21 protein-coding genes are annotated in these 23663 nt (G+C 52.4%); all 21 read right to left on the bottom strand.

Features of this window, described 5'->3' with window-relative positions:
* Positions 1-11: 11 nt before the first annotated feature.
* The 21 genes from rfbC to ACFWUB_RS10610 all read right to left on the bottom strand — a co-directional run bounded on the left by rfbC (position 12) and on the right by ACFWUB_RS10610 (position 23662).
* On the bottom strand, positions 12-620 hold the full coding sequence (rfbC, locus tag ACFWUB_RS10710) for a dTDP-4-dehydrorhamnose 3,5-epimerase (RefSeq protein ID WP_020311701.1): 609 nt from the start codon (positions 618-620) through the stop codon (positions 12-14).
* A 130-nt stretch (positions 621-750) separates the two neighbouring features.
* Positions 751-1671: a dTDP-4-dehydrorhamnose reductase gene (rfbD, locus tag ACFWUB_RS10705; RefSeq protein WP_292106094.1), complete on the bottom strand. Its 921-nt coding sequence runs from the start codon at positions 1669-1671 to the stop codon at positions 751-753.
* Positions 1672-2279: 608 nt separating this feature from the next.
* Positions 2280-3302 (bottom strand): dTDP-glucose 4,6-dehydratase, encoded by a 1023-nt coding sequence (rfbB, locus tag ACFWUB_RS10700; protein ID WP_416183953.1) that lies wholly within the window; start codon positions 3300-3302, stop codon positions 2280-2282.
* A gap of 56 nt (positions 3303-3358) precedes the next feature.
* Entirely contained in the window at positions 3359-3544 is a 186-nt protein-coding gene (locus ACFWUB_RS10695) for a four helix bundle protein (RefSeq protein ID WP_071601858.1), read from the bottom strand.
* Between the two features lie 109 nt (positions 3545-3653).
* Entirely contained in the window at positions 3654-4541 is an 888-nt protein-coding gene (gene rfbA / locus ACFWUB_RS10690; RefSeq protein ID WP_416183952.1) for a glucose-1-phosphate thymidylyltransferase RfbA, read from the bottom strand.
* Positions 4542-4657: 116 nt separating this feature from the next.
* Positions 4658-5134, bottom strand: a complete 477-nt coding sequence (locus tag ACFWUB_RS10685; RefSeq protein ID WP_416183951.1) for a WG repeat-containing protein — start codon at positions 5132-5134, stop codon at positions 4658-4660.
* 96 nt (positions 5135-5230) lie between these two features.
* Complete coding sequence (locus ACFWUB_RS10680) at positions 5231-6346, bottom strand: RNA-guided endonuclease TnpB family protein (RefSeq protein ID WP_416183950.1); 1116 nt, start codon at positions 6344-6346, stop codon at positions 5231-5233.
* Entirely contained in the window at positions 6346-6741 is a 396-nt protein-coding gene (gene tnpA / locus ACFWUB_RS10675) for an IS200/IS605 family transposase (protein ID WP_416183949.1), read from the bottom strand. The genes ACFWUB_RS10680 and tnpA overlap by 1 nt, the downstream gene beginning before the upstream one ends.
* A 568-nt stretch (positions 6742-7309) precedes the next feature.
* On the bottom strand, positions 7310-7492 hold the full coding sequence (locus ACFWUB_RS10670; protein ID WP_192814517.1) for an integrase core domain-containing protein: 183 nt from the start codon (positions 7490-7492) through the stop codon (positions 7310-7312).
* Positions 7493-7645: 153 nt separating this feature from the next.
* On the bottom strand, positions 7646-9184 hold the full coding sequence (gene tnpC / locus ACFWUB_RS10665; RefSeq protein WP_416184374.1) for an IS66 family transposase: 1539 nt from the start codon (positions 9182-9184) through the stop codon (positions 7646-7648).
* Positions 9185-9297: 113 nt separating this feature from the next.
* Positions 9298-9546: an IS66 family insertion sequence element accessory protein TnpB gene (gene tnpB, locus ACFWUB_RS10660; protein WP_416183948.1), complete on the bottom strand. Its 249-nt coding sequence runs from the start codon at positions 9544-9546 to the stop codon at positions 9298-9300.
* A gap of 212 nt (positions 9547-9758) precedes the next feature.
* Positions 9759-10688 carry a tetratricopeptide repeat protein gene (locus ACFWUB_RS10655; RefSeq protein ID WP_416183947.1) on the bottom strand — a complete coding sequence of 310 codons (930 nt, stop codon included), beginning with the start codon at positions 10686-10688 and terminating at the stop codon, positions 9759-9761.
* A gap of 466 nt (positions 10689-11154) precedes the next feature.
* Positions 11155-13146 (bottom strand): NAD-dependent DNA ligase LigA, encoded by a 1992-nt coding sequence (gene ligA / locus ACFWUB_RS10650; RefSeq protein WP_416183946.1) that lies wholly within the window; start codon positions 13144-13146, stop codon positions 11155-11157.
* Between the two features lie 105 nt (positions 13147-13251).
* Positions 13252-15453: a DNA helicase PcrA gene (pcrA, locus tag ACFWUB_RS10645; RefSeq protein WP_416183945.1), complete on the bottom strand. Its 2202-nt coding sequence runs from the start codon at positions 15451-15453 to the stop codon at positions 13252-13254.
* Between the two features lie 65 nt (positions 15454-15518).
* Positions 15519-16790, bottom strand: a complete 1272-nt coding sequence (locus ACFWUB_RS10640) for a manganese-dependent inorganic pyrophosphatase (protein WP_020724006.1) — start codon at positions 16788-16790, stop codon at positions 15519-15521.
* Between the two features lie 215 nt (positions 16791-17005).
* A complete protein-coding gene (gene bioB, locus ACFWUB_RS10635) occupies positions 17006-17968 on the bottom strand; it encodes a biotin synthase BioB (RefSeq protein WP_302680869.1) in 963 nt (320 codons plus the stop codon).
* A gap of 420 nt (positions 17969-18388) precedes the next feature.
* Positions 18389-18730, bottom strand: coding sequence for a 50S ribosomal protein L19 (rplS, locus tag ACFWUB_RS10630; protein ID WP_226884746.1), 342 nt, complete (start codon positions 18728-18730; stop codon positions 18389-18391).
* A gap of 147 nt (positions 18731-18877) precedes the next feature.
* Entirely contained in the window at positions 18878-19438 is a 561-nt protein-coding gene (locus ACFWUB_RS10625; RefSeq protein ID WP_020310712.1) for a hypothetical protein, read from the bottom strand.
* A gap of 474 nt (positions 19439-19912) precedes the next feature.
* Positions 19913-21961 carry a glycine--tRNA ligase subunit beta gene (gene glyS, locus ACFWUB_RS10620; protein WP_020310711.1) on the bottom strand — a complete coding sequence of 683 codons (2049 nt, stop codon included), beginning with the start codon at positions 21959-21961 and terminating at the stop codon, positions 19913-19915.
* Between the two features lies 1 nt (position 21962).
* Positions 21963-22841 (bottom strand): glycine--tRNA ligase subunit alpha, encoded by an 879-nt coding sequence (glyQ, locus tag ACFWUB_RS10615; protein WP_014016840.1) that lies wholly within the window; start codon positions 22839-22841, stop codon positions 21963-21965.
* Between the two features lie 398 nt (positions 22842-23239).
* Positions 23240-23662: a F0F1 ATP synthase subunit epsilon gene (locus ACFWUB_RS10610; RefSeq protein WP_020310710.1), complete on the bottom strand. Its 423-nt coding sequence runs from the start codon at positions 23660-23662 to the stop codon at positions 23240-23242.
* Position 23663 lies beyond the last annotated feature (1 nt).

Below are 23663 nucleotides of genomic sequence, written 5' to 3'. Positions count from 1 at the left end.
CTTTCAGGCAGTCAGAAGGAAAAGGTATCTTTCAACCCCAGCCACTGCTGGTCTTTATCGCTCAGATTCAGCGGCGTCCCGTCTTCGAGGTGATAGCCGGCGGCGCTGGGCGAACCCTGATATTCGCCGACGAGTTGGGGCCACTGGATGCCGATTTCCGGGTCGTTCCAGGCCATGCCGCCTTCATCATTGGGATGCCAGAAATCATTGACCTTATAGCAGAATTCCGCCACGTCGCTGAGGACCAGGAACCCATGGGCAAAGCCTTCGGGAATGAGGAACTGCTTCTTATTTTCTTCCGTCAATTCGACACCGTACCATTTGCCATACGTCTTGGAATCACGGCGCAAATCGACAGCCACATCGAAAACACTGCCGCGGACAGCACGGACGAGCTTGCACTGTGGAAAATGTTTCTGGAAATGAAGCCCCCGCAAGACCCCTTTCGTCGACATGGACTGATTATCCTGAACAAAATTAATATGGAACCCCGCTTCCTCCATATCCTTCTGATTATACGTCTCCATAAAATAACCCCGTGCATCGCCATGCACCGTTGGCGTAATGACACAAAGCCCGTCAATACCGCCCACATTCTTTTCAACCTTTATCTGACCCATTAATATTTATCTCCCTTCATGCATGTTTCCTTTATTATAACATAATTTAAGTAAACGCAGGCCGCAGGTCGCCGTTCGCAGGCCGCCCTTATCGTTCATCGTAGGTCGTTCGTCAACGAGCCACGAACCACTAGCCACGAGCCACTAAATTCCCCAAATACCGCTTCAAGGCATCTTTCCAGTCAGGCAGCGGCCGAAATCCGTTGGCGACGAGTTTGCTCTTGTCCAAGCGGGAATTAAAGGGTCGTTTGGCTTTCGACAGGCCGTATTCTTCCGTCGTGACGGGGATGACTTTCGCCGTATAGCCGGCCTGGCGGTAGATTTCACAGGTAAAATCATACCAGGAAATATAGCCGCCTTCGTTAGTCGCATGGTAATAGCCGTATTTATCGCTTTCAATCATATCGACTAACAGACGAGCCAAATCAAAAGTATACGTCGGTGTCCCGATCTGGTCATTGACGACGCGGACCGTATCGTGGGTCTTACCGACATTGAGCATAGTCTTGACGAAATTCTTGCCGTTCTGACCGAATACCCAGGCAATGCGGACGATAAAATATTTTTCCAGCGTCTGCGAAACGGCCAATTCCCCTTCAAGCTTGGTCTGGCCATAAACGTTGAGGGGCTGGTAATCCTTGCAGTCCGGCTGCCACGGCTCCGTCCCCTGCCCGTTGAACACATAATCCGTACTGAGATAGAGCATCTTACAGTCCAATTCCTTGCAGACATCGGCAATATGCTGCGTCCCACCGGCATTGACCGCCCGGACCTGAGCCACTTTGTCGTCATCTTCGGCCATATCGACAGCCGTCCAAGCCGCACAATGAATGACCGCATCGGGCTGGACGTCCAAAATGACACGCCGTACCGCATCTGCGTCGGTAATATCCAAAGACACATACGGTGCCGTCGTCACCGCCGTCCCATCAGCCATACCGCTGTAAGCCGGAGCCAAATCACTGCCGATACCGACATGCCCCCGCAAAGCCAGCTCATTCATCACATCATGACCCAACTGGCCATTCACACCTGTTACAAATATTTTCATAGGATGTGTTCTCTCCCTTCATGCATGTTCCTTTTTATCATAGCATATTCAATTTGCAGGCCGCAGTTCGCCATTCGCAGGCCGCGTCGGATTCAGATGCCGCTTCGCGGCAATAAATTCAAAGTAACACCATCGCCTCGAGTAACCCTCGGCTCGTAAAAATGCCCTGATTGGGGGCCTTGTATTTCTTATGGTCTGCAAGATTGCGGCGACCTGCGATGAAAGGCGCCCCTGCGAAGGGGAGCTGTCAGCACAGCTGACTGAGAGGTTCTTTTCCCATCGCCTCTATACGATTTTGTAGGGGCGCCACGCGGGGCGCCCGTCCGGAATAGCGATGCATAACGTACTGCATGCCATATGAACAGTTTGGAAATATTCCCAACTGTTCACAGCGGGCCGCCCTTTGGGACGGCCCCTACAGATGCGGTGTAGCCGCATAATTTTTTCATCGCCTGAATGCGATTTCGTAGGGGCCGTCCTAATAAGGCGGCCCGCTACGCGCTGAAGGTATCCCGAAGCGTCGTTGTCACTTTGAGTCTGTCGCCGCGTAGCGGCATCTGAGTCCGAGACAGCCTGCGGCCGGCGAACTGCGGCCTGCGTCGAGTCTCCTAGCCTCGACTCCCATACATCTTCTGATAATACTGCTGGTATTCCCCGGAAATGATGGGCTGCCACCAATCTTCATGGTCCAAGTACCACTGGATGGTTTTCTTGATGCCGTCGGCAAATTTCGTTTCCGGCAGCCAGCCTAATTCTTTATGGATTTTCGTCGGGTCGATGGCATAGCGGCGGTCATGGCCTTTACGGTCCGTGACATGGTGGATGAGGCTTTCCGGTTTGCCCAGTTCTTTGCAAATCAATTTGACGATGTCGATATTTCTCATTTCATTATGGCCGCCGATATTATAGACTTCGCCGACATGGCCCTTCTGGAGGATGAGGTCGATGGCCCGGCAATGGTCTTCGACATAGAGCCAGTCGCGGACATTGAGGCCGTCCCCATAGACAGGCAGCGGCTTGTCATGCAGGGCATTGATGATCATGAGGGGAATCAGCTTTTCCGGAAAATGATAAGGACCATAGTTATTAGAGCAGCGGCTGATGGTCACCGGCAGGCCATAAGTCCGATGATAAGCCAGAACCAGGAGGTCAGCCGAAGCCTTGGAGGAACTATACGGACTGGACGTGTGGATCGGCGTCGTTTCCGTAAAGAACAAATCCGGCCGGTCCAAGGGCAAATCGCCATAAACTTCATCCGTCGATACCTGATGATACCGCTGAATACCGTACTTGCGGCAGGCATCCATGAGGACAGCCGTCCCCATGATATTCGTTTCCAAGAAAATCGCCGGATTCTCAATAGACCGGTCGACATGCGATTCCGCCGCAAAATTGACGATTACATCAGGATGCTCCTCTTCAAACAACTGATAAACCGCGTTGCGGTCACAAATATCGGCCTTGACAAAACGGAAATTATCCTGATCCATAACCGGTGCCAACGTAGACAAATTCCCAGCATACGTCAACTTATCCAAACAAATCACCCGGTCCTGCGGATGCTCCTTCAACATATGAAACACAAAATTCGAACCAATAAACCCGGCACCGCCGGTTATTATTATAGTCATTCTAGGGTTCCTCCTTATCATACACTACGCATTTTTTCATTTATAGCAGTTAGCCGTTAGGGGCTAGGGATTAGTCGGAGATATCGTGTATTCGAGGGAATCGAAACTGCTGAGCGCCGCAGCTGGTCAGATAACGCAAATTTCTCCTCATACGGCAATTTTTTTGCAATAAGATATGCCTCCCGGGCCAAACGCATCGCTTTTTGCCAAACGACCAAATCTTGATAACATTTCACTGGCATAGTACATTACTCCCTTCCATTTACGAAAAAAGAAAAAATGACTTGCCAATACACACCCATCAGACACTAACCCCTAATAGCTAATCCCTAACTGCTGCTTTTTAATCCTTTAAAAAGCATCCTTCAAAAATCGTCCTTCTGCGACTTTCTTCAGATACTGTCCGTACGGGCTCTTGCCATATTTGATGGCGCTTTCCATGAGGGTGGCTTTGTCGATCCAGCCGTGGCCGTAGGCGATATCTTCTAAGGCGGCAATCTGGATGCCAGCCCTGGTTTCTACGGCTTTGACGAAATTCGAGGCTTCACTCAGGCTATTGACTGTTCCCGTATCGAGCCAGGCATAGCCCCGTCCGAGGGTGACGACGTTGAGATTTCCTTGTTCTAAGTACATCTGATTCAAATCCGTTATTTCCAGTTCGCCCCGCGCCGACGGCTTGACTTGTTTGGCATATTCACAAACATGCTTATCATAAAAATACAGCCCCGTAACGGCATAATTCGTCTTAGGCTGTGCCGGTTTTTCTTCAATAGAAATCGCCTTGCCATGCTCATCGAACTCAATGACGCCGAACCGTTCCGGATCATCGACGTAATAACCGAATACCGTGGCCCCTTCCGTGTTGGCCGCAGCTTGCTGCAAATGGCGGGTCAGACCTGCGCCGTAGAAAATATTATCGCCCAAAACCATGGCGCACGGTTCCCCATCGATAAATTCTTCCCCTAAAATAAAAGCCTGAGCCAATCCATCCGGTGATGGCTGCACCTTATAACTCAGATGGATACCATAGCGCGACCCATCCCCCAGAAGCCGTTCAAAATTCGGCAAATCCGTCGGCGTCGAAATAATCAAAATATCCCGAATCCCAGCCAACATCAACGTCGACAAAGGATAATAAATCATCGGCTTATCATATACCGGTAACAACTGCTTAGACGTCACCATCGTCAGCGGATACAACCGCGTCCCGCTGCCCCCAGCTAATACAATCCCTTTCAAAAAAATCACTCCTCACAGTAAAATTCAACACCTAATTATACCAAAAAAGAACCTGACATACAAAGTCATGAATAACTTTATATGACAGGCTCATTTTTCTTACTTTAGAACCATCCCTACACCATGGTAATATCTTTATACTGCGGCTCCACGATCCACTGGCCCTGATGATCCATGATGCCCCAGCCAGTCTTTGTCTTGACCGGAGTCAGGCCGTTGCGGAAGCCTTTGACGTCCTGGATCTGGCCGGCGGCAGCACGGTACTGGACCTGACCGTTCCTGTCGACAATGGCATACTCTTTCTTGTCGTTCCAGCACCAGGTATAATCGTCGAGGAGGAAAGCCATCCATTTCACACTGGCCGGGAATTCCGCAACAAAGGCCCCTGTTTCCTGATTGATGAGCATATTTTTATCGCCTTTCGTCAGCAAAAGGCGCTGTGCCCCCAGGAACTGTACGCCGTCATAGGTCAAAGGTATCACTTCGTCATCGTAATAGACGGAATGCGTCGACGAGCCAATCAGCGTACCGGCGAGGAAACCGCCCCAGGTGAACGTACTCCCGCCTATAGAAGCGGGAGCTTCCTGCTTCAACGAGAACAGCGCCACGGACTCCAAAGAGTTGCGGCGGCTTACACTCTCTCCACAGGCGTAGATTCCCGTGCGACCCACGGTATTTTATGGATTACGTCAGGCTGATATCCGCCTGGCTTCTTCTCGAATATTTATGGCTGCGTTTTTATCTCGGTTATGATGACTGCCACATTTAGGGCAATCCCATTCCCTTACAGACAAGTCCTTGGTTTCGTGGTTCTGATATCCGCAAACATGGCACAGCTGGCTGCTGGGATACCACTTGTCTATCTTGATAAGCTTTTTGCCTTGCCAAGCCAGTTTATACTCCAGCATGTTCGTGAACATATTCCAGCCATTGTCAGTTACGGATTTGCCAAAACTGAACTTGCCACCCTTTTTCCGCTTGGCCATCGCTTTGACGCTGATATCCTCAATGCCAATGGCATCATAGCGGTCTGCAAGGTAGCGGGACTTTTTGTGCAGGAAATCCCGCCGTTGATTGGCCACTTTCTCATGGAGAATAGCTACGCGCAGCCTTTGTTTTTCTCTGTTGTGACTTCCTTTCAGCTTTTTGGATAGCTTTCGCTGTGCCTTAGCCAATCTCTTCTCTGCCTTTCGCAGGAAATCGGGATACTTAGCCTCATCCTCATCGGAAGCCACATACAAGCCGTGCATCGCAAAATCCAGGCCCAGGAAGGTCTTCGGTATGACAGGGAGTATTTGGTTTTCATACTCCACCAGCATACTGATATAGTACTTTCCTGATGGCGTCTTGCTGATGGTCACGGTCTTTATGATACTGTTCTCCGGCAAGGGACGATGTTGGCATAATTTCACCCAACCGACTTTCGGCAGTTTCACCTTATGGCCCTCGATTCGGACAGAGCCTTTCTGGTTGTTCGTGGAATACGAAGCACGACGATTCTTCTTGGACTTGAAGCGCGGCTTGCCGAAATGCTGGCTATCATTCCAAAAGTTATTATAGGCCTTATTCAGGTTCATTTGGGCATTGGCAAGGGCTAAACTATCTACTTCCTTTAGCCAAGGGAATTCTTCTTTGTACTGCGCAGGCGTGTTATTCAGCTTTTGGCCGGTTTCCTTATAATAGTCAATGCGGTCACTCAGCATCTTGTTGTAGATGAATCGGACACAGCCGAAGGTCTTGGCAAACATCATTTTCTGTTCCCTTGTCGGGTAGAGCCTGTAACGGTATGCCTTATTCACTATCATCACCTGCCTTGACTTTCTATATACTTGCGAATTGTCGCTATAGGAGCCCCGCCGGTTGTCAGCAGACAATAGCTTCTTGACCAGAACATGTCCTTCCATAGCTTACACCTAACCTCGGGGAAGTATCTCTTTATGAGCCTTGAGCTGGCACTTTTATAAGCGTTGACAAATTTCGATATCTCTGTATTAGGATGGGCACGAAACATAATATGTACATGGTCCTGGTCGTGGTTCCATTCTTCCAAAGTGATATCATATGATGAACCTATGCGGACGAATATATCTTTTGCATATTGGCTCATTGGGTCAGAAAATACTTTGCGTCGGTACTTCACCACTAAAACAAGATGGTAATAGAGTAAGAACACTGAATGGTTGTTACTGTCTAATTCCATAGTATAATCAGTCCTTTCTCTCTTACTACTGATTATACTGCAAAACAAATTATGAAGAAATTGTCTTTCTGAGGGCATCGAACCCTCAGAAAAACCTGCAATTCATCTCACCGCCTAAAGAGGCGGGAGACTTCTTGCAGAATCAGGTTAAAGTTTTTAATATGCAACCCTTGTATATGCACAAAATTATCCATATAATTCACGCTCCAAATCACGAATTTTTATTCACCTGCTTCGCCACGCAGTAAACGAACAAACATTCTAAGTTCAATATATCATATCTAGGGCAAATTAGCAAGATATCCATTGGTCTCTCGTAATGCCCAGAAACTTGAAAAAGCCACGAACCTAGAAAGTTCATGGCTTTTATCGCATCATATATACTGCTTCAATTACATTCACTGCTATTTTCCCTTTTTCGCATGTATTTCGTGAATAATAGCATTGACTTCCTGCGGAAAAAGTTCGCCTTTATCATAATAGTCAGAAAGTAATTCTAAACTATATAATGGGCCCCTTGTCAAGACCACGTTCTAAAATTTTAAGAGTGGCAGTAAGCAGAATTATTCTAAGCAGCGAAGCAAGCAAAGTAAAACTCGTTGGGAACCTTGTAGCCTAATGCCTCGTGGGGCCGTATGTTGTTGTAATCATCTACGTATTGGTTAATCAGACGTCGAAGCTCTCTTGGGGTGCGATATTCGTTCGGATAGAGCTGCTCCGTTTTGAGGCTACGGAACCAACGTTCAATCATGATGTTGTCTGCCCAGCGGCTCCTGCCGTCCATACTTTGACGGATATTGAGGTTACGAAGCAGATTCTTGGTAAGCGGAAAATAAATCAGTGTATAGAAAAAGCCCCAGACTTATGCTATCCTTTTTTCATAAGTCTAGGGCTTTGATTCTATTTATTCTTTGCACTTTTCCTGGGGCTTTGTTGCCCAAGGCAGGTATTGATCCAAGGTTTCGGTATCTTTGAAGTTTGCTGTATTCGGCAGCTTTTCAAAAAGGTATTTCAGATACCGTTCGGGGTCCAAGCCGTTGGCTTTGGCTGTTTCAATCAGGCTGTAGACGATGGCACTGGCTTTGGCTCCTTTGGGGCTGTTACTGAAAAGCCAGTTTTTCCGCCCAACGGTGAAAGGTCGGATGCTGTTTTCCGCGGTGTTGTTGGAAATGTCACAGTGTCCGTCTTTGAGGTAACAGGTCAGCCCGTTACGGTTCGACAGGAGATAATTCATGGCCGTTGTCAGCGGCGATTTGGGCAGCAGTTTGTCGACATTGTTTTCTGCCCACGCGAAGAGCGCCTTCAGGATAGGCTTTTCTTCCCCGAGGCGTCGTTCATACCGTTCTTCCGGTGAGAGCGATTTATATTCTTTTTCTTTGTCGAATAACTGGCTGATCTGGTCGATACCCGCTTTGACTAAGGTGTTTTCGAGTCCATCCGTTTCTTTAGCATAAGCCGGAGCGGCATCGACGAACTTCCGTCGGGCATGGGCCCAGCATAGGCAATGCCCCGCTGTCTTGATGGAACGGTAGCCGACATAGTCGTCCGTCAGCAGGTAGCCAGAGAAACCTTCCAGGAAAGTTTCTGCACAATGGGCACTGCGTGTCGGCGCATATTCAAACAAACGGATTTTCCGCGTGGGATTCAAAGCCGTGCTGGCATAGACCCACATATATGACTTGCTCGTATTTTTACGGCCTTTTTCGTTATGCACCTGGATAGGTGTTTCATCAGCATGGAGACAGCGCTCTTCCAGGAGCATCTCATGCATCCGTCCATAGACCGGGGCCAACCATTCTTTGGAAGCGATGATGATCCAGTTAGCCAGATTGGCCCGGGAAAAGGCCAGGCCGATGCGTTTCCATTCGCTTTCCTGGCGGTACAGTGGCAGGGCATAGCCATATTTCTGCATCATGACATGGGCGACCACCGATGGTGAGGCGATAGAATGGGGGATGACCGGCTGAGGCATGGCTGCTTTCAGGATGGCAGGCTGTCCCTGCTTGCGGCAGGTACGGCATTCATAACTTTTACGATAGAAATCCTTCACTTCCACGCGGGCTGCGATGTAGACGACTTCCGAACGAATGAATTCTTCGCCTACCGGCGAAAGTGTGCTGCCACATTCCGGGCAGACCGTCGTTTCCGGTTCGACGACAATTTTCCGATGAGGCAGTTTGGCCAGTAATTCTTCACGATGGCCGACCTTTTTCTTGCGTTTGTGCGGCTTGACCGAAATTTCCGGTTCCGGAGCGCTGGGTTTCGCTTCTGTTTCTGCTTCATTGAACAGGCTCATCTGTTCTTCCGGGTACACGACTTTCTTGGTTTCCGACTTGCGGCCAAACTGAGCCTTGCGCAGCCATTCGACCTGCTTGCGCAGCTGTTTGTTCTCTGCTTCCAGAGACGCTTTCTGCGCGGTCAGTTCATCGATTTTCCCCTGCATTTCCTGTTCACGGATATCTGTCATACGGCACCTCAATCTTACGGATTTGTGATAAATCTATTATACCATAAAACAGCCGAAAACCCTAGCGTTTATGCAGTGTTTCGGCTATTTTACAAAACCGTTTTCGGCGTAATCTTTTGCACGGCCCGAGGCTGTTCAACAGACAGCCCCTCCATGAGCCAGCGGTACTGCTGTGGTGTGAGTTCCCGGACTTCATCAGGTGTCCTTGGCCACTGCAGCCTTCCTTTTTCCAAGCGTTTGTAGAGGAGCAGGAAACCATCACCCTGCCAGAGCAGGGCCTTGAACCGGTCCCGGCGACGGCCGCAAAACAGGAAAAGAGAAAGCTGAAACGGATCCATCTACTCGTTCTGTAGCGGGTCGCCCACGTGGCGACCCCTACGCCCCAGCCGGGAACATCTTTTACGAGCTGAGGGTTTCCCGAAGCGTCGTTGTCAGTTTGAGTCTGTTGCCGCGCAGCGGCATCTGAATCCGCGGTGGCCTGCGACCTGCAGTCTGCAAAACTACAAGCAGCCTCTCCAGCCGTTGGACTACCTTTCCTATCAGGAACTGCTTATTTCTTCTTTTTACGATGGACGATGAGGGCTTCGTCGGCCCAGCCGAAGAAGTACGGTTCGGTTGCGTAAATGGCATAGTTCGTCAGATAGGCAGTGATGAGTTCTTCATCGGAAAATGGGGCGTATGGCGGGTTGTCAAGGTAGGGCTGGAAGATGCTCTGGTCACCCTTTTTAATGGAACGGATGAGCTTTTTCGTAATAGGGTATTCCTGCTTCAAGGTTTCCAAGTATGATTTCGCCTCGGGCCAATCGCCGAGTTTGAAGTACAACAAGGCTAAGGCCAAGAGATAAAAGGAACTCTTTTGTTCGTATTTTCCCCGTTTATACAGTTTCAAAGCCTTCATTTCATTGCACATTTTAGCATACAGCGGCATCAGCAGAAAACGGATTCCCAAGTTGTCGTTTTGATTGAGGCGAAGCATTTCTTCCCCTATCTGGATGGCTTTGTTGTGGATACCACATTCAATCAAGTTCGACAAGTATTCTTGAAGCAGCATCATATAAGGCCGTGTTTCAAAGTCCAGCCAAAAATCACCTTTGCTACGCTGGTAAATTTCCTGATCTTTTAACCGTTTTTCTTCGGCTGCAATCATGCCCGGAAGGATTTCAAGCATATCCAGGGGGCCTTTTGAATCCAATTCAGCTTGGGCCAGTTTGACTTCCACATTATCCGGCTCCAGTTCGGCTGCTTTAGCCAAATATTCCCGTTTGTCTTTTTTTCGGCTCGCCTGCTCAGCTAAGTCTAAATAATCATAGACATCGGCTGGTACTGTATCGTCCTGCCCATTCTCCTGCAAAAAGTCCTGCAAGTGTTGGACAGCCTCATTATGCTGCATCATGAATTCTTCAATAATCTGCTGCATCTCTTCTTCGCTCTTAACACCGTTCGGAGCCTTCTTAGCAATAAATGCATGTAATTCTTTCATTACTTTATCCATAGCACGCATAAAATCATCTCCATTCAGTCTGTTTAGGTATTCCCATTCGTTCTGTGGCGGGTCGCCCACGCGGCGACCCCTACGCCCCAGCCGGGGGCATTTCTACTGTCGCCGCGCCGCGGCATCCGTAGGGGCCGTCCCAGAGGGCGGCCCGCTACGCGCGGAGGGTTTCCCGAAGCGTCGTTGTTAGTCTGAGTCTGTCGCCGCACAGCGGCATCTGAGTCCGAGGCGGCCTGCGAACTGCGAACTGCGACCGGCGGCCTGCGAAAGTACAAGCAACCTCTCCGGCCCGTTGGGCCACCTCCAGCTCGGCTCTCCGTTTTGGCAACCGCCCTGCGCTTCCCTGCGCTTCCCTACGGTCAGCACCTGACGGGCCAAAAAGGGCCTATGAGGAGAGGCTTAAGGCTCCCTTTGTAGGGGAGCTGGCAGCTCTGCTGACTGAGAGGTGGCTTATTTAGCGTTCGAGCCATTCTTTGAATTCGCTTTCGCTGATGATGGGCGTGCCCAGTTTCTTGGCTTTTTCGTATTTGCTGCCCGGGTCGGCTCCGACGACGACGAGGGTGGTCTTCTTGGTGACGGACGACGTGCATTTACCGCCTCGCGCTTCGACGGCCTGTTCGGCTTCTTTGCGGCTGAACATCTGTAATTTTCCTGTGAGGACGACGATTTCGCCATCAAAGGTCGTATTGATGAGGGTCTTCTTTTCCGCCGTCATGTCGACGCCGTGGGCGCGCAATTTTTCGATGAGAGCCTGGTTCTTGGCATCGTGGAAATAAGCTACGATGCTGTCGGCAATGCGCGGGCCGATGTCGTCGATGGCCGTCAGGTCTTCCGTGCTGGCTTTCATGAGGGCGTCGACAGAGCCGAAGGATTCGGCCAGGACGCGGCCGGCTTTGGCTCCGACGAAGCGGATGCCCAAGGCAAAGAGGACCCGGGCCAGGCCGACGGACTTGCTCGTTTCGATGGCTTTGAGCAGGTTATCGGCTGATTTTTCGCCGAAGCCTTCGAGGTCGACGAGTTCTTCTTTAGTCAAGCCGTAGATGTCGGCTACGTCGTGAATGAGCCCCTGAGCCAGGAGCTGCTGGACGATGGCGTCGCCCAGGCCGTCGATGTTCATGGCATCGCGGGAGACGAAGTGGGCGATCTTTTCCCCGATGACCGCCGGGCAGTCAGGGTTGGTGCAGCGCCAGGCCGCTTCCCCGTCGCGGCGGACGACAGGGCTGCCGCAGGCCGGGCAGGTCGTCGGCATGGTGAAGACTGTTTCCGAACCGTCGCGCAGTTCCGGCAGGGAGCGGACGACTTCCGGGATGATTTCGCCGGCCTTCTGGATGACGACGGTATCGCCTATGCGGATGTCTTTTTCTTTGATGTAATCCTCATTGTGCAGCGTCGCCCGTTTGACTGTCGTCCCGGCCAGGTGGACCGGTTCGAGGTCGGCTGCCGGCGTCAGGACGCCTGTCCGGCCGAGGCTGACGGAAATGCCGAGTACTTTCGTCTTGGCCTGTTCAGGCGGGAATTTATAGGCAATAGCCCAGCGGGGAATCTTGACGGTATTGCCCAAGCGGGCCTGCTGGGCAAAGGAATTGACCTTGACGACCATGCCGTCTGTCGCATAAGGCAGGCTGTCGCGGCGGTCGTCCCAGCTGTGGATGAAGGTAATGACGTCTTCGATGTCCGTAAACTTGCGGTATTCCGGATTGACCTGGAAATGGAACTGGGCCAAGGCCTGGAGCAGTTCTTCCTGGCTCTCGATGGTGATGCCGCTGTTTCCGCCCAAGGCGTAGGCAAAGAAAGCCAGTTTGCGCTGGGCCGTAATGCGCGGGTCGAGCTGGCGCAGTGAGCCGGCGGCGGCGTTGCGGGGATTGGCAAAAGGTTCCAGTTCGTCATCGCGGCGCTGCTGATTCAGGGCTTCAAACGACGTAATGGGCATGTAGACTTCGCCGCGGATCTCGATGTGCGGCGAATCGCTGGCGATGTGCAGGGGAATGGTGCGGATGGTCCGGACGTTGTTGGTAATGTCTTCGCCGACGACGCCGTCGCCGCGGGTGACGCCGCGGATGAACTGGCCCTGTTCGTAAATGAGGTTGACTGCCAGGCCGTCGATTTTCAGTTCGACGACGTATTCCAAATCTTCGCCGCCCAGGTCATCGCGGACGCGCTGGTCGAATTCCCGCAATTCATCGTCGCTGAAGACGTCGCCCAGGCTGAGCATGGGCCGGTCGTGAGTGTATTTTTCAAAGCCGCCGGAAATCTTGGAGCCTACGCGCTGCGTCGGCGAATCGGGCGTGACCCAGTCGGGATGGGCTTTTTCGATGTTTTCCAGTTCCCGGTACATCATATCATATTCATAATCAGTCACCGTCGGTTTGTCGAGGGTGTAATATTGATAACTCAATTCATCTATTTTCTTACGCAGCTCCAAGAGACGCGCTTTTTCAGTATCCATAGGTTCCTCCTTTATTCCTGAAAATCGGTTCCATTTATCCGAAAAGGATCTCCTCACACGTTCTGTGGCGGGTCGCCCACATGGCGACCCCTACGAAGGCCCTTGCTATATTTTTTCTAAGGGGGCGTATTTTACGACGACTTGGCGGACGCCTTTGGTCGGGAATTGGATTTTCATCTGCATGTTCGGCCCTTCGCCGATGACGTCGAGGACGGTGCCGATGCCCCAGATTTTATGGCGGACTTTGTCGCCTTTAGCGAAGGTGTCGGTCACGGCATGTTTCTTGGGCAGGCTCGACGCGACGGGCTTGGTCAGGATGGAGACGCGCTGTTTCCCCGGGACCGCCGTCGTCCGGCTCTGGGGCATGGCGCTCTTGCGATGGTAGTCTTCCATGAACTGCGGCGGGATTTCGGCCAGGAAACGGCTGGGCATATAGGCCGAGATGCGGCCGTACATGGTCCGCGTGACGGCATTGGTCACGTAGAGCTGCCGTTCTGCCCGGGTAATGCCGACGTAGGCCAGGCGCCGTTCTTCTTCGACCTGCGCTGGGTCCAGCAGGGTCCGGCTGTGTGGGAACAGGCCTTCGTCGAGGCCGGTTAAGAAGACGACAGGGAATTCCAACCCCTTGGCGGCGTGGAGAGTCATGAGGGTCACTTTGGAATCACTGCTTTCAAAATCATCGACATCGCTGACCAGGGCGACGTTTTCTAAAAAGTCCTGGAGGTTGCCGTCGGGATTGCTGTCCATGTAATCTTTGGCGACGGACAGGAATTCGCCGACATTTTCCTTGCGGCTTTCGCCTTGCGGGTCGTGTTCCGCTTCTTTATCGAGCATATCACCGTAGCCAGTCTGTTTGATGACCGTTTCGATGAGGCTCAAGACATCTTTGCCTTCGATGTCGTTGAGGAGGTCGAAAATCATGGCGGCAAAGTTTTCCAACGATGTCCGGGCTCGTTTGGTGACGGGGATCTCATCGGTCGACGACAAGGCTTCAAACAAGGATATGCCCTGTTCTTCCGCATAGGCCGCGACGTGTTCCATCGTCGTCGCACCGATGTTGCGCTTGGGCACGTTGATGATGCGCGTCAGGCTCAGGCTGTCTTCCGGGTTATAGAGCAGGCGCAGGTAGGCCAGAACGTCTTTGATTTCCTTGCGGTCATAGAACTTGGTGCCGCCGACCATGGTATAGGGAATGGCATAGCGCATGAGCTTTTCTTCGAGGACACGGGACTGGGCGTTGGTCCGGAAGAGGATGGCCATGTCGCCATACGGTTCATGGCTGATTTCATGGCGATTGTAGATGACGCCGGCGATATAATCGGCTTCGTCGTGTTCCGTCTGGGCCTGGTAATGGATGATCTTGTTCCCCGTCGGGTTCTCTGTCCACAGGGTCTTCTTGGGCCGGCTTTCGTTATTGTCGATGACGGCATTGGCCGCATGGAGGATAGTCTTCGTCGAGCGGTAGTTCTGTTCCAGTTTGATCGACACCGCATCGGGATAGTCCCGCGTGAAGTCGATGATGTTGCGGATATCGGCACCGCGCCAGGCGTAAATACTCTGGTCGGCATCGCCGACGACGCAGATATTGCGCCAGCGGGCGGCCAGTATCTTGGTCAGGGCATACTGGGCATGGTTCGTATCCTGATATTCGTCGACCAGGATATATTGGAACCGGGACTGGTATTTTTCCCGGACTTCCTCGTTTTCCTGCAAGAGGCGCACGGCCAGGAACAAAAGGTCGTCGAAATCGACGGCATTGTTTTCCCGCAATTTTTCCTGATACAGAGCGTAGACGTCGGCGACTTTCTGTTCGTAGAAATCGGAGGCTTTCGCCGCAAAGGCCTTGGCATCCATGAGGACGTTCTTAGCCGATGAAATGGTCCCCAACACGGAGCGCGGCGTGAACTGCTTGTCGTCGAGGTTGAGTTTTTTCAGGCAGTCCTTGACCAGGACCAACTGGTCCGACGAATCGTAGATGGTGAAATTGCGCGTATAGCCATGGAAGCCGTCGATTTCAAAGCGCAGCAGCTTGGCGCAGAACGAGTGAAACGTACTCAGCCAGATGCTGTCGGCCTGGGCACCGACGAGGTTGGTCACACGTTCCTTCATTTCCTTGGCGGCCTTGTTGGTAAAGGTAATGGCCAGGATGCGGTACGGCGCGACGCCTAATTCCAGGAGATGGGCAATGCGGCAGGTCAGGACTTTGGTCTTGCCCGATCCGGCACCGGCCGTGATCAGCAGCGGCCCTTCAGTATGCTTGACGGCCTCGCACTGGCGGTCGTTGAGGGTATCAAAAATAGGATTCATGCATTCTTCCCCTTTATAGATAAAAAGGCCCACACCGTGTCGATGGGGCCTCTGAAAATCATCACTTATTTCATTGCCGAAAGGATAGGCGGAATGACCTGTTTCTTACGGCTCATGACCTTGGGCAGGTAGACTTCCTTATCGAGGACGTCCTTGCCGAAGGCACTGCTGACGACGTCGTCCATATTACCGGCGAAGATGAGGTTCGTCGATTCGTCGATGATGCTGGTGATCATCAGGAAGGAAGCGGCGTAATCGTGTTCAGCGCGCAATTTTTCCAAGGCGTTGAGCAGGACCTGTTTCTGGTCGAGGAGGTCCGTCGTATCCATGACCTGGACCTGGGCAACGGTGAAGGTCGTATTGCCGCTGGAGAATTCTTTCATGTCGTTGTGGACGATCTGGTCCGGCGTCAAATCGGAGACGTTGGCACCAGCTTTGAGCATTTCCATGCCGTATTTTTCGACGTCTACGCCAGCGATGTTGGCCAATTTTTCGGCAGCTTCGCGGTCAGCCGGCGTGCAGGTCGGCGAACGGAAGAGGACCGTATCGGAAATGACGGCCGACAAGAGCAGGCCGGCAATGTCTTTGGGGATGTCGACCTTAGCCTGTTCATACAAGCCCGTTACGATGGTTGCCGTGCAGCCGACGGGTTTGAAGAGGATGGAAATAGGGCCGGCTGTTTCCAAAGTGCCGCCGATGCGGTGATGGTCGATGACGCCGACGATAGATGCTTCGTCGATGCCGTCGATGATCTGTTTCTTTTCGTTGTGGTCGACGAGGATGACCTGCTGTTTTTCGACAGCAGCGACACAGTCTGCACAGATCATGCCGACGTATTTGCCGTTTTCGACGACAGCGTATTTACCATCAGCCGGGATATCATGGCCGTTATCGGTCGGCTTGAAGAACAATTCCGGATCGTGAGCCAAGGCTTTGACCGTGCTCAATTCTTCACCCATGACGGTCTTGACGAATTCATCGGCGAGCTGGCCTTTTTCGATGACGCCGACGAACTGGCCGTTATCGGCAACGGGAGCGACATCGCTTTCGTGGGATGCGAACCATTTGGCAGCATCTTTCAGGCTGGCGCTAACCGGAAGGGCTTCTACTTCCGTGTGGACGGCTTCGCTGACTTTGACGTAGAAATCCTTGACCAGCGGCTGCGGAGCGACGTGGAAATAATTCAGGGCAAAGGCCGTTTCCTTATTCGGTTCGCCAGCGCGGATCGGCGTAGCGTCGATACCCTGTAACTGTTTTAATTTTGCATAGGCAATGGAAGAACAAATGGAGTCCGTGTCCGGGCTCTTATGACCGGTAACAAAAATCTGTTTTGCCACGATAATCACCTCATTGAAAAGTATATGTATGTTTCTATATCCCTAACATTATATCATAGACAAAGGATGAAGGCTAGTGCAGGGCTTGTCATACACCAGTATAGACTATCATGCACATAGCCCTCGCAGATTCAAACGTTTTTCGTTCATCGTTCGTCGTATTAGTTATGATTTTTAATCGTACCATCAACGACGAACGATCTACGGCCTACGACCTACGAATTAGTCAAGCCCAGGCGCTGGAGCATGGCCATGTCTTCGGCGATGGTCGAGCCCGACGTGGTCAGCATGTTGCCCGTAATCGAGGCCGACGCGCCGTGGAGCAGGGCCGTGGCGCCGTTTTCCGGCAGGAGTTTGCGGCCGGCAGCCAGGCGGATGTTGGCTTCAGGATTGATGAAGCGGAAGAAGGCGATGGTCCGCAGGACATCGCGGCCGTCGAGTTGGGGCCGATGTTCCAGGGGCGTGCCGGGAATGGGCATGAGGGCGTTGACTGGAATGGACTGGATGCCCATTTCGGCCAGGCTGATGGCCATGTCCAGACGGTCTTCCCAGGTTTCCCCCATGCCGATGATGCCGCCGGAACAGACGCAGAGTCCTTCTTTCTGAGCGGCCTTGATGGTGCGGATGCGGTCGTCATAAGTGTGGGTCGTGCAGATGTATGGGAAGAAACGCCGCGACGTCTCGATATTATGGTGATAACTGGTCACGCCCGTTTCGTGGAGGCGGTGCAGCTGTTCCGGCGTCAGCAGGCCGTGAGACGCACAGAGGTCGATGTGCAGCGTCTGCTTCATCGTGCGGTACGTATCCAGGGCTTTTTCAAAATCCGACCCTGTCAGAGCCCGGCCCGACGTGACGATGGCAAAGCGGTTGGCGCCGGCATCCTGATTGGCCTTGGCGTTGGCCAGGATTTCTTCTTTCGCCAGAAAACCGTATTCTTCGCAGCCCGTATGGTGGCAGGCCGACTGGGCACAGTATTTGCAGTCTTCCCCACAGCGGCCGCTGCGGCCGTTGATGATGGTGCAGAAATCAATATGATTGCCACAAAAATGGCGCTGTAAAACGCCGGCTCCCTGCTGCAATTCTTCCAAAGGTGCTTCCAGGAAAATCGATAAATCATCGCCGCGTTGGATGCGGTACCCCTGTATAATGCTATCGGTCAGTGCTGCTATCGTATTCATTGTCAACCCACTCCCTATTTTTATTGTGAACTATGGGATTATTATACTCGCTGCGGCGATTGCAGTCAACTTTATTTCGTTTGTATCAAGGTTAACAATATGAGTACACGATATCCTGAATCGCAGGACGGCCCATTTGTTTAAGACCAACCTCTCCGGCCCTTCGGGCCACCTCTAGCTCAGCTCTCCGTTTTGGCAACCGTCTTGCACTTCCCTGCGGTCAGCACCTGACGGGCCAAAAAGGGCCTATGAGGAGAGGCTTTGGCTCCCTTTATAGGGGAGCTATCAGCGCAGCTGACTGAGAGGTTGCCTTTGGCCACCCTTGGGGACGACCCCTACGATGGAGTCATGAAAAAAGAGGCTGCCCGCGAAGCCATGCTTCGTGGGACAACCTCTTTTTCAAGTGTTCTTGCCAATGAATTACCGACGTTCGCGGATACGGGCAGCTTTGCCTGTAAGACCACGGAGGTAGTGCAGTTTTGCACGACGGACGACACCGTGGCGAACGACTTCGATTTTAGCGAGGCGCGGGGAATGTACCAAGAAAGTACGTTCAACACCAACACCGTAGGAAACGCGGCGGACAGTGAAAGTTTCGCGGACACCGCCGTTCTGACGGCCAATAACGACACCTTCAAAAATCTGTACACGTTCGCGATTGCCTTCGACAACCTTTACGTGAACTTTGACTGTATCACCAGGGCGGAATGCCGGGATATCGTCACGAAGCTGTTCCTGTTCAAGTACGCTGATAATGTTCATTTCTTTTTTCCTCCTATAAGACATTCGTGCCCCCGTTGCCGCCACCTTTCACGACAATCGTGTATCGAGCAGAGGACTGCCTAAATTAACAAGGGAATTATAACATAAAGACACGGTCCTGTAAAGGGGTTTTCCCCATATTATCCATTACATTTGTACGTTCGGCATGAAGCTGCGGGACATGTGGGCGATGATGGCCTGGTACTTATCTTTTTTGCTGGTCGGATAGGTGACGGTGAAGGCCGTGTAAGTCTTGTTCTTGTCGTTGATGTAGAGTTCGTGGTAGTAAGACTTCTTGCCGTCCGTCCAGCCGATGGCATAGCTGTTCTTGGTCTTGATGTTGGTCGTCAGTGTCGGCGATCCGTTCATGCCCAAAGCCATGTTGTAGAGTTCGTCGATAGTGAAGCCCATGGTGTTCTTGGCGGCATAGGTCATGTAGACGGCATCGTCTTTGGGATCCTGGAAATAGCAGCCATCGCCGTCGGCATTCATGTCGGCTGTCGTCGCAGCCCGGGGGATATCGACGGCATACTGATAGGCGCTGTTATAGTACTGATAGTAATTCTTGTCTTTAGTCGTCATGACCTGGACGACTTCATAGCTGTCGGCACTGGCGCTCTTGAGGCCCACCTTTTCTTCAGCCATGACGGTCGAACCGGCAATACAGGTAAGGGCTGCTGCCAACATGACGAGATTCTTCAATTTCATAAATGATCACTCCTTTATGGTAGATGCGGAAAAGAGGCTGTCACACGAAGGCAGCCTCTTTTCGAGTTTGAAGTTTGTAGTTTTTAGTTTACAGTAAATAACTCAAATTCAATCCTGTCATCTACAAACTACAAACTCTACACTACAAACTTGGACACTATTCATTATATCATATTTTTCATTTTTGGCCATTGAATTTCCGCTTTATCCACGGGATTCGCGGCGAGCCGCGAAAGTACAATCAACCTCTCCGGCCCGTTGGGCCAGCTCTGCTGACTGAGGGGTTCTTTCTCTACAATACGCTAAGGGTATGTCGTAAAGAACCCCTCCACCGCAAGCGGTCCCCCTCCCCTTCTCAGGGGAGGCTTTTTACGCGCCGAGGGTGTCCCGAAGCGTCGTTGTCCACCTGAGTCTGTCGCCGCGCAGCGGCATCTGATTCCAAAGCGGCCTGCGGACCGTCCGTCGGGACGGCCCCTACGCCAATTTCTTGATGTCGCCCAAGGGCTGGATGAGGCTGTAGGTCAGGGCCAAGAGGTGGAGACGGTTTTCTTTGACCGCTTCGTCTTTGTGCATGACCAGGACGTTGTCCAGGAAGTCATTGATGGCGGCAATGCCTTCGGAGAGGACTTCGGCTACGCCTTCGTAGTCATAGACGGCGTATTTCTGCGGCAAGTTGACCTGCATGGCCTGGCAGGCGCTGTAAAGGGCCTTTTCTTCTTCCGTTTCAAAGAGGTCCGGATTGACGTCGGTATCGTCGGCGCCTTTGATCATGTTGCTGACGCGGGTGAAGGCCTGCAAGAGGTCGGTCTTGCCCATGATGTCGGCATCGATGAGGGCCTGGGCACGGCGGGCTTCTTCATAAGCGTTGAGCGTATCCGAAGCCAGGACGCAGTCAATGATGTGGTAATCCATGCCTTTATCCTGGAAGATGTTCTTCAGGCGCAGCGTGAAGTAGTCGTCGAGCTGACCCATGACTTTGGCTGCGTCTTCCCCTTCTACGCCGAGGAGATTGAGGACGAAGGCAAAGACTTCATGGCAGTTGAGGTTCCAGCCGGCATCCATGAGGATGTTGAGGGTACCGATGGTCTGGCGGCGCAGGGCAAAGGGGTCCTGCGAGCCCGTCGGGATGAAGCCGCGGCTGAACATGCCCGTAATGGTATCGAACTTGTCGGCAATGCCCAGGACTTTACCCATGTCGGTCTGCGGCAGGACGTCGCCGGCAAAGCGCGGCTGGTACTGTTCGTTGATGGCTTCGGCCACGCCAGCATCTTCGCCGTCGATGAGGGCATATTCCTTGCCCATGACGCCCTGGAGTTCCGTGAATTCCATGACCATCTGCGTAGCCAGGTCGGCTTTGGCCAGGAGCGATGCGCGCTGCAGCTTGGCGTCATCCAGGCCGAGGTCGAGTTTATGATTGAGGAAGACCGTAATCTTTTCCAGGCGCTGGGCTTTGTCATAGAGCGTGCCCAAGCCGTCCTGGAAGACGATTTTCTTCAATTTTTCCGTGTAATCGGCGAGCTTATGTTTCTTGTCTTCTTCAAAGAAGAACTTGGCATCGTCCAGGCGGGCGCGGAGGACGCGTTCGTTGCCGTGCTGGACCGTTTCCAGATGGTAGTCGTTGCCGTTGCGGACAGTCAGGAAGAGGTTCATGAGCTTGCCGTCTTTATCGCGCATAGGGAAATAGCGCTGGTGGTCCTTCATCGGCGTGATGATGGCCGCTTCCGGCAGTTTCAGGTAGTCTTCATCGAATTCGCCGCAAAGGGCCGTCGGGTATTCGACGAGGTAGACGACTTCTTCCAGGAGGTCGTCGTCCATGATGATGGTGCCGCCCTTTTCGTCAGCCAGTTTCTGCAGACCTTCGAGGATCATCTGCTTGCGGACTTCCGGGTCGACGATGAGGAAATGTTCCTTGCACGTTTCTTCATAGGCTGCCGGGCTTTCGATGGTGAAATCGCCGGTACCCAGGAAGCGGTGGCCGCGGCTGACGTTGCCCGATTTGACGTTAGCCAGTTCAAAGGGGATGACATCTTTATCGAAGAGGGCGACGAACCAGCGGATAGGACGGACGAAGTGGAAGTCCAGGCTGCCCCAGTGCATGCTCTTGGGGAAATTAAGACCCGTGACGATGCCCTTCATGAGGTCCGGCAAGAGGCCGGCTGTGTCAGCGCCGACGCTGGTGACGTTGGCATAGACGTAGCCGTCTTCAACGACGAGGTCCTTGACGTCGATTTTCTGACCCCGGGCAAAGCCCATGGCAGCTTTCGTCGGGTTACCGTCGGCATCGTAAGCGATCTTGACCGACGGGCCTTTATGTTTGGCCGATACGTCGGCCTGTTTTTCAGCGACGCCCTTCATGATGAGGGCGATGCGGCGCGGCGTACCGAGGGTGCGGATCGATTCATAGGCGATATGGGATTCGCCAAAGGATTTCCCGGCCAGGTCCCGGACCTGGGAAAGGATACTCGGCATATAATGAGCCGGGATTTCTTCAGTACCGATTTCAAGTAACAAATCTTTGCTCATCTTATTTTTCCTCCTTATTCAGCATCGGGAAACCTAATTTTTCACGCTGTTCCAAGTACGCTTTGGCGCAGGCCCGTGCCATGTTGCGGACGCGGCCGATGAAGGCAGCCCGTTCGCTGACGCTGATGGCGCCGCGGGCGTCGAGGAGGTTGAACGTGTGCGAGCATTTCAATACGTAGTCATAGGCCGGAAGGACGAAGCCGGCTTTGATGACCCGCATGGCTTCTTTTTCGTATTCATCGAAGAGGTGGAACAAGAGGTCGGCGTTGCTCAATTCAAAGGCATACGTCGACTGTTCGACTTCGTTCTGATGGAAGATGTCGCCATAAGTGACGTCTTCATTCCATTTGAGGTCATAGACGTTTTCGACGCCCTGGATATACATGGCCAGGCGTTCCATACCGTATGTGATTTCCGACGAAACAGGAGCGACGTCGATGCCGCCGACCTGCTGGAAGTAGGTGAACTGCGTGACTTCCATGCCGTCGAGCCAGACTTCCCAGCCCAGGCCCCAGGCGCCGAGGGTCGGCGATTCCCAGTTGTCTTCGACGAAACGGATATCGTGTTCTGCCGGGTTGATGCCCAACGTTTCCAGACTCTTCAGATAGAGTTCCTGGATGTTGTCCGGCGACGGTTTGCAAATGACCTGGAACTGATGATGCTGGTACAGGCGGTTCGGGTTGTCGCCATAGCGGCCGTCAGCCGGGCGGCGAGACGGTTCGACATAGGCAACGTGCCACGGTTCCGGCCCGAGCGTGCGCAGGAAGGTAGCCGGGTTCATGGTCCCTGCCCCTTTTTCTACATCATACGGTTCGTAGATGATACAGCCCTGAGAAGACCAAAAGCTCTTCAATGCAAATATCATGTCTTGAAAATTCATCGTATTCCCTCCTAAATACAAAAAAGTCCCTGTAACACATGACATGTTACAGGGACGAGTATACGTACCCGCGGTTCCACCCTGATTGGTCCAAAGACCCGCTTGATTCATCGGCCATACACATCGAAAAGACTTCCGGCCGCGGCCTTCAGAGCGCCTTCCGCATCGGCAGCAGGCTCACACTGTCCCTGCTTCGCTGAGGATGATACGTACTTACTCTCCTGCATCGCCTATTGATTTGTACAAACCTTATCATAGCAGAGATGGGGGGAAAAGTCAATAAAAAGGAGCCGTCTCGTAGAGACAGCTCCTTTTGAGTTTGCAGTTTGTAGTTTGCAGTAATCAATACTTTGAATGGATTCACTACAAACTCTATACTAAAAACTTTAAACTCACTATCATTGCTTGCCGTATTTTTCGGCGACGTCCAGGCGGCGCAGGGCTCGTTGCAGGGCCGCTTCGGCGCGGGTCACGTCGAGGTCGGCAGCGTGTGCAACCAAGCGGTCTTCGGCACGTTTTTCCGCCGATTGGGCGCGGGCTACGTCGATGTCTTCCGGTTTTTCTGAAGCTGGCGTGATGACTGTGACCGTATTGTCATGGACTTCCAGGAAGCCCGACGCTACGGTGACGCACTGGCGCTTTCCGCCTTTATCATAGCACAGGGGCCAAATCGACAGGGACGCGATGAGCGGCGCATGATTAGGCATGATGCCCAAGTCGCCGTCCAATGCGCGGACGAGGACGAAATCCACATCTTCATGGAGTACGGCAGCATCGGGTGTAATGACTTCCAGATGGAGGGTCTTTCCTGCTTCTGCCATA

The organism is Megasphaera sp. (assembly GCF_047831605.1).
Classification (GTDB): domain Bacteria; phylum Bacillota; class Negativicutes; order Veillonellales; family Megasphaeraceae; genus Megasphaera; species Megasphaera intestinihominis.
This window is presented reverse-complemented; position numbering and strand designations above follow the sequence as displayed.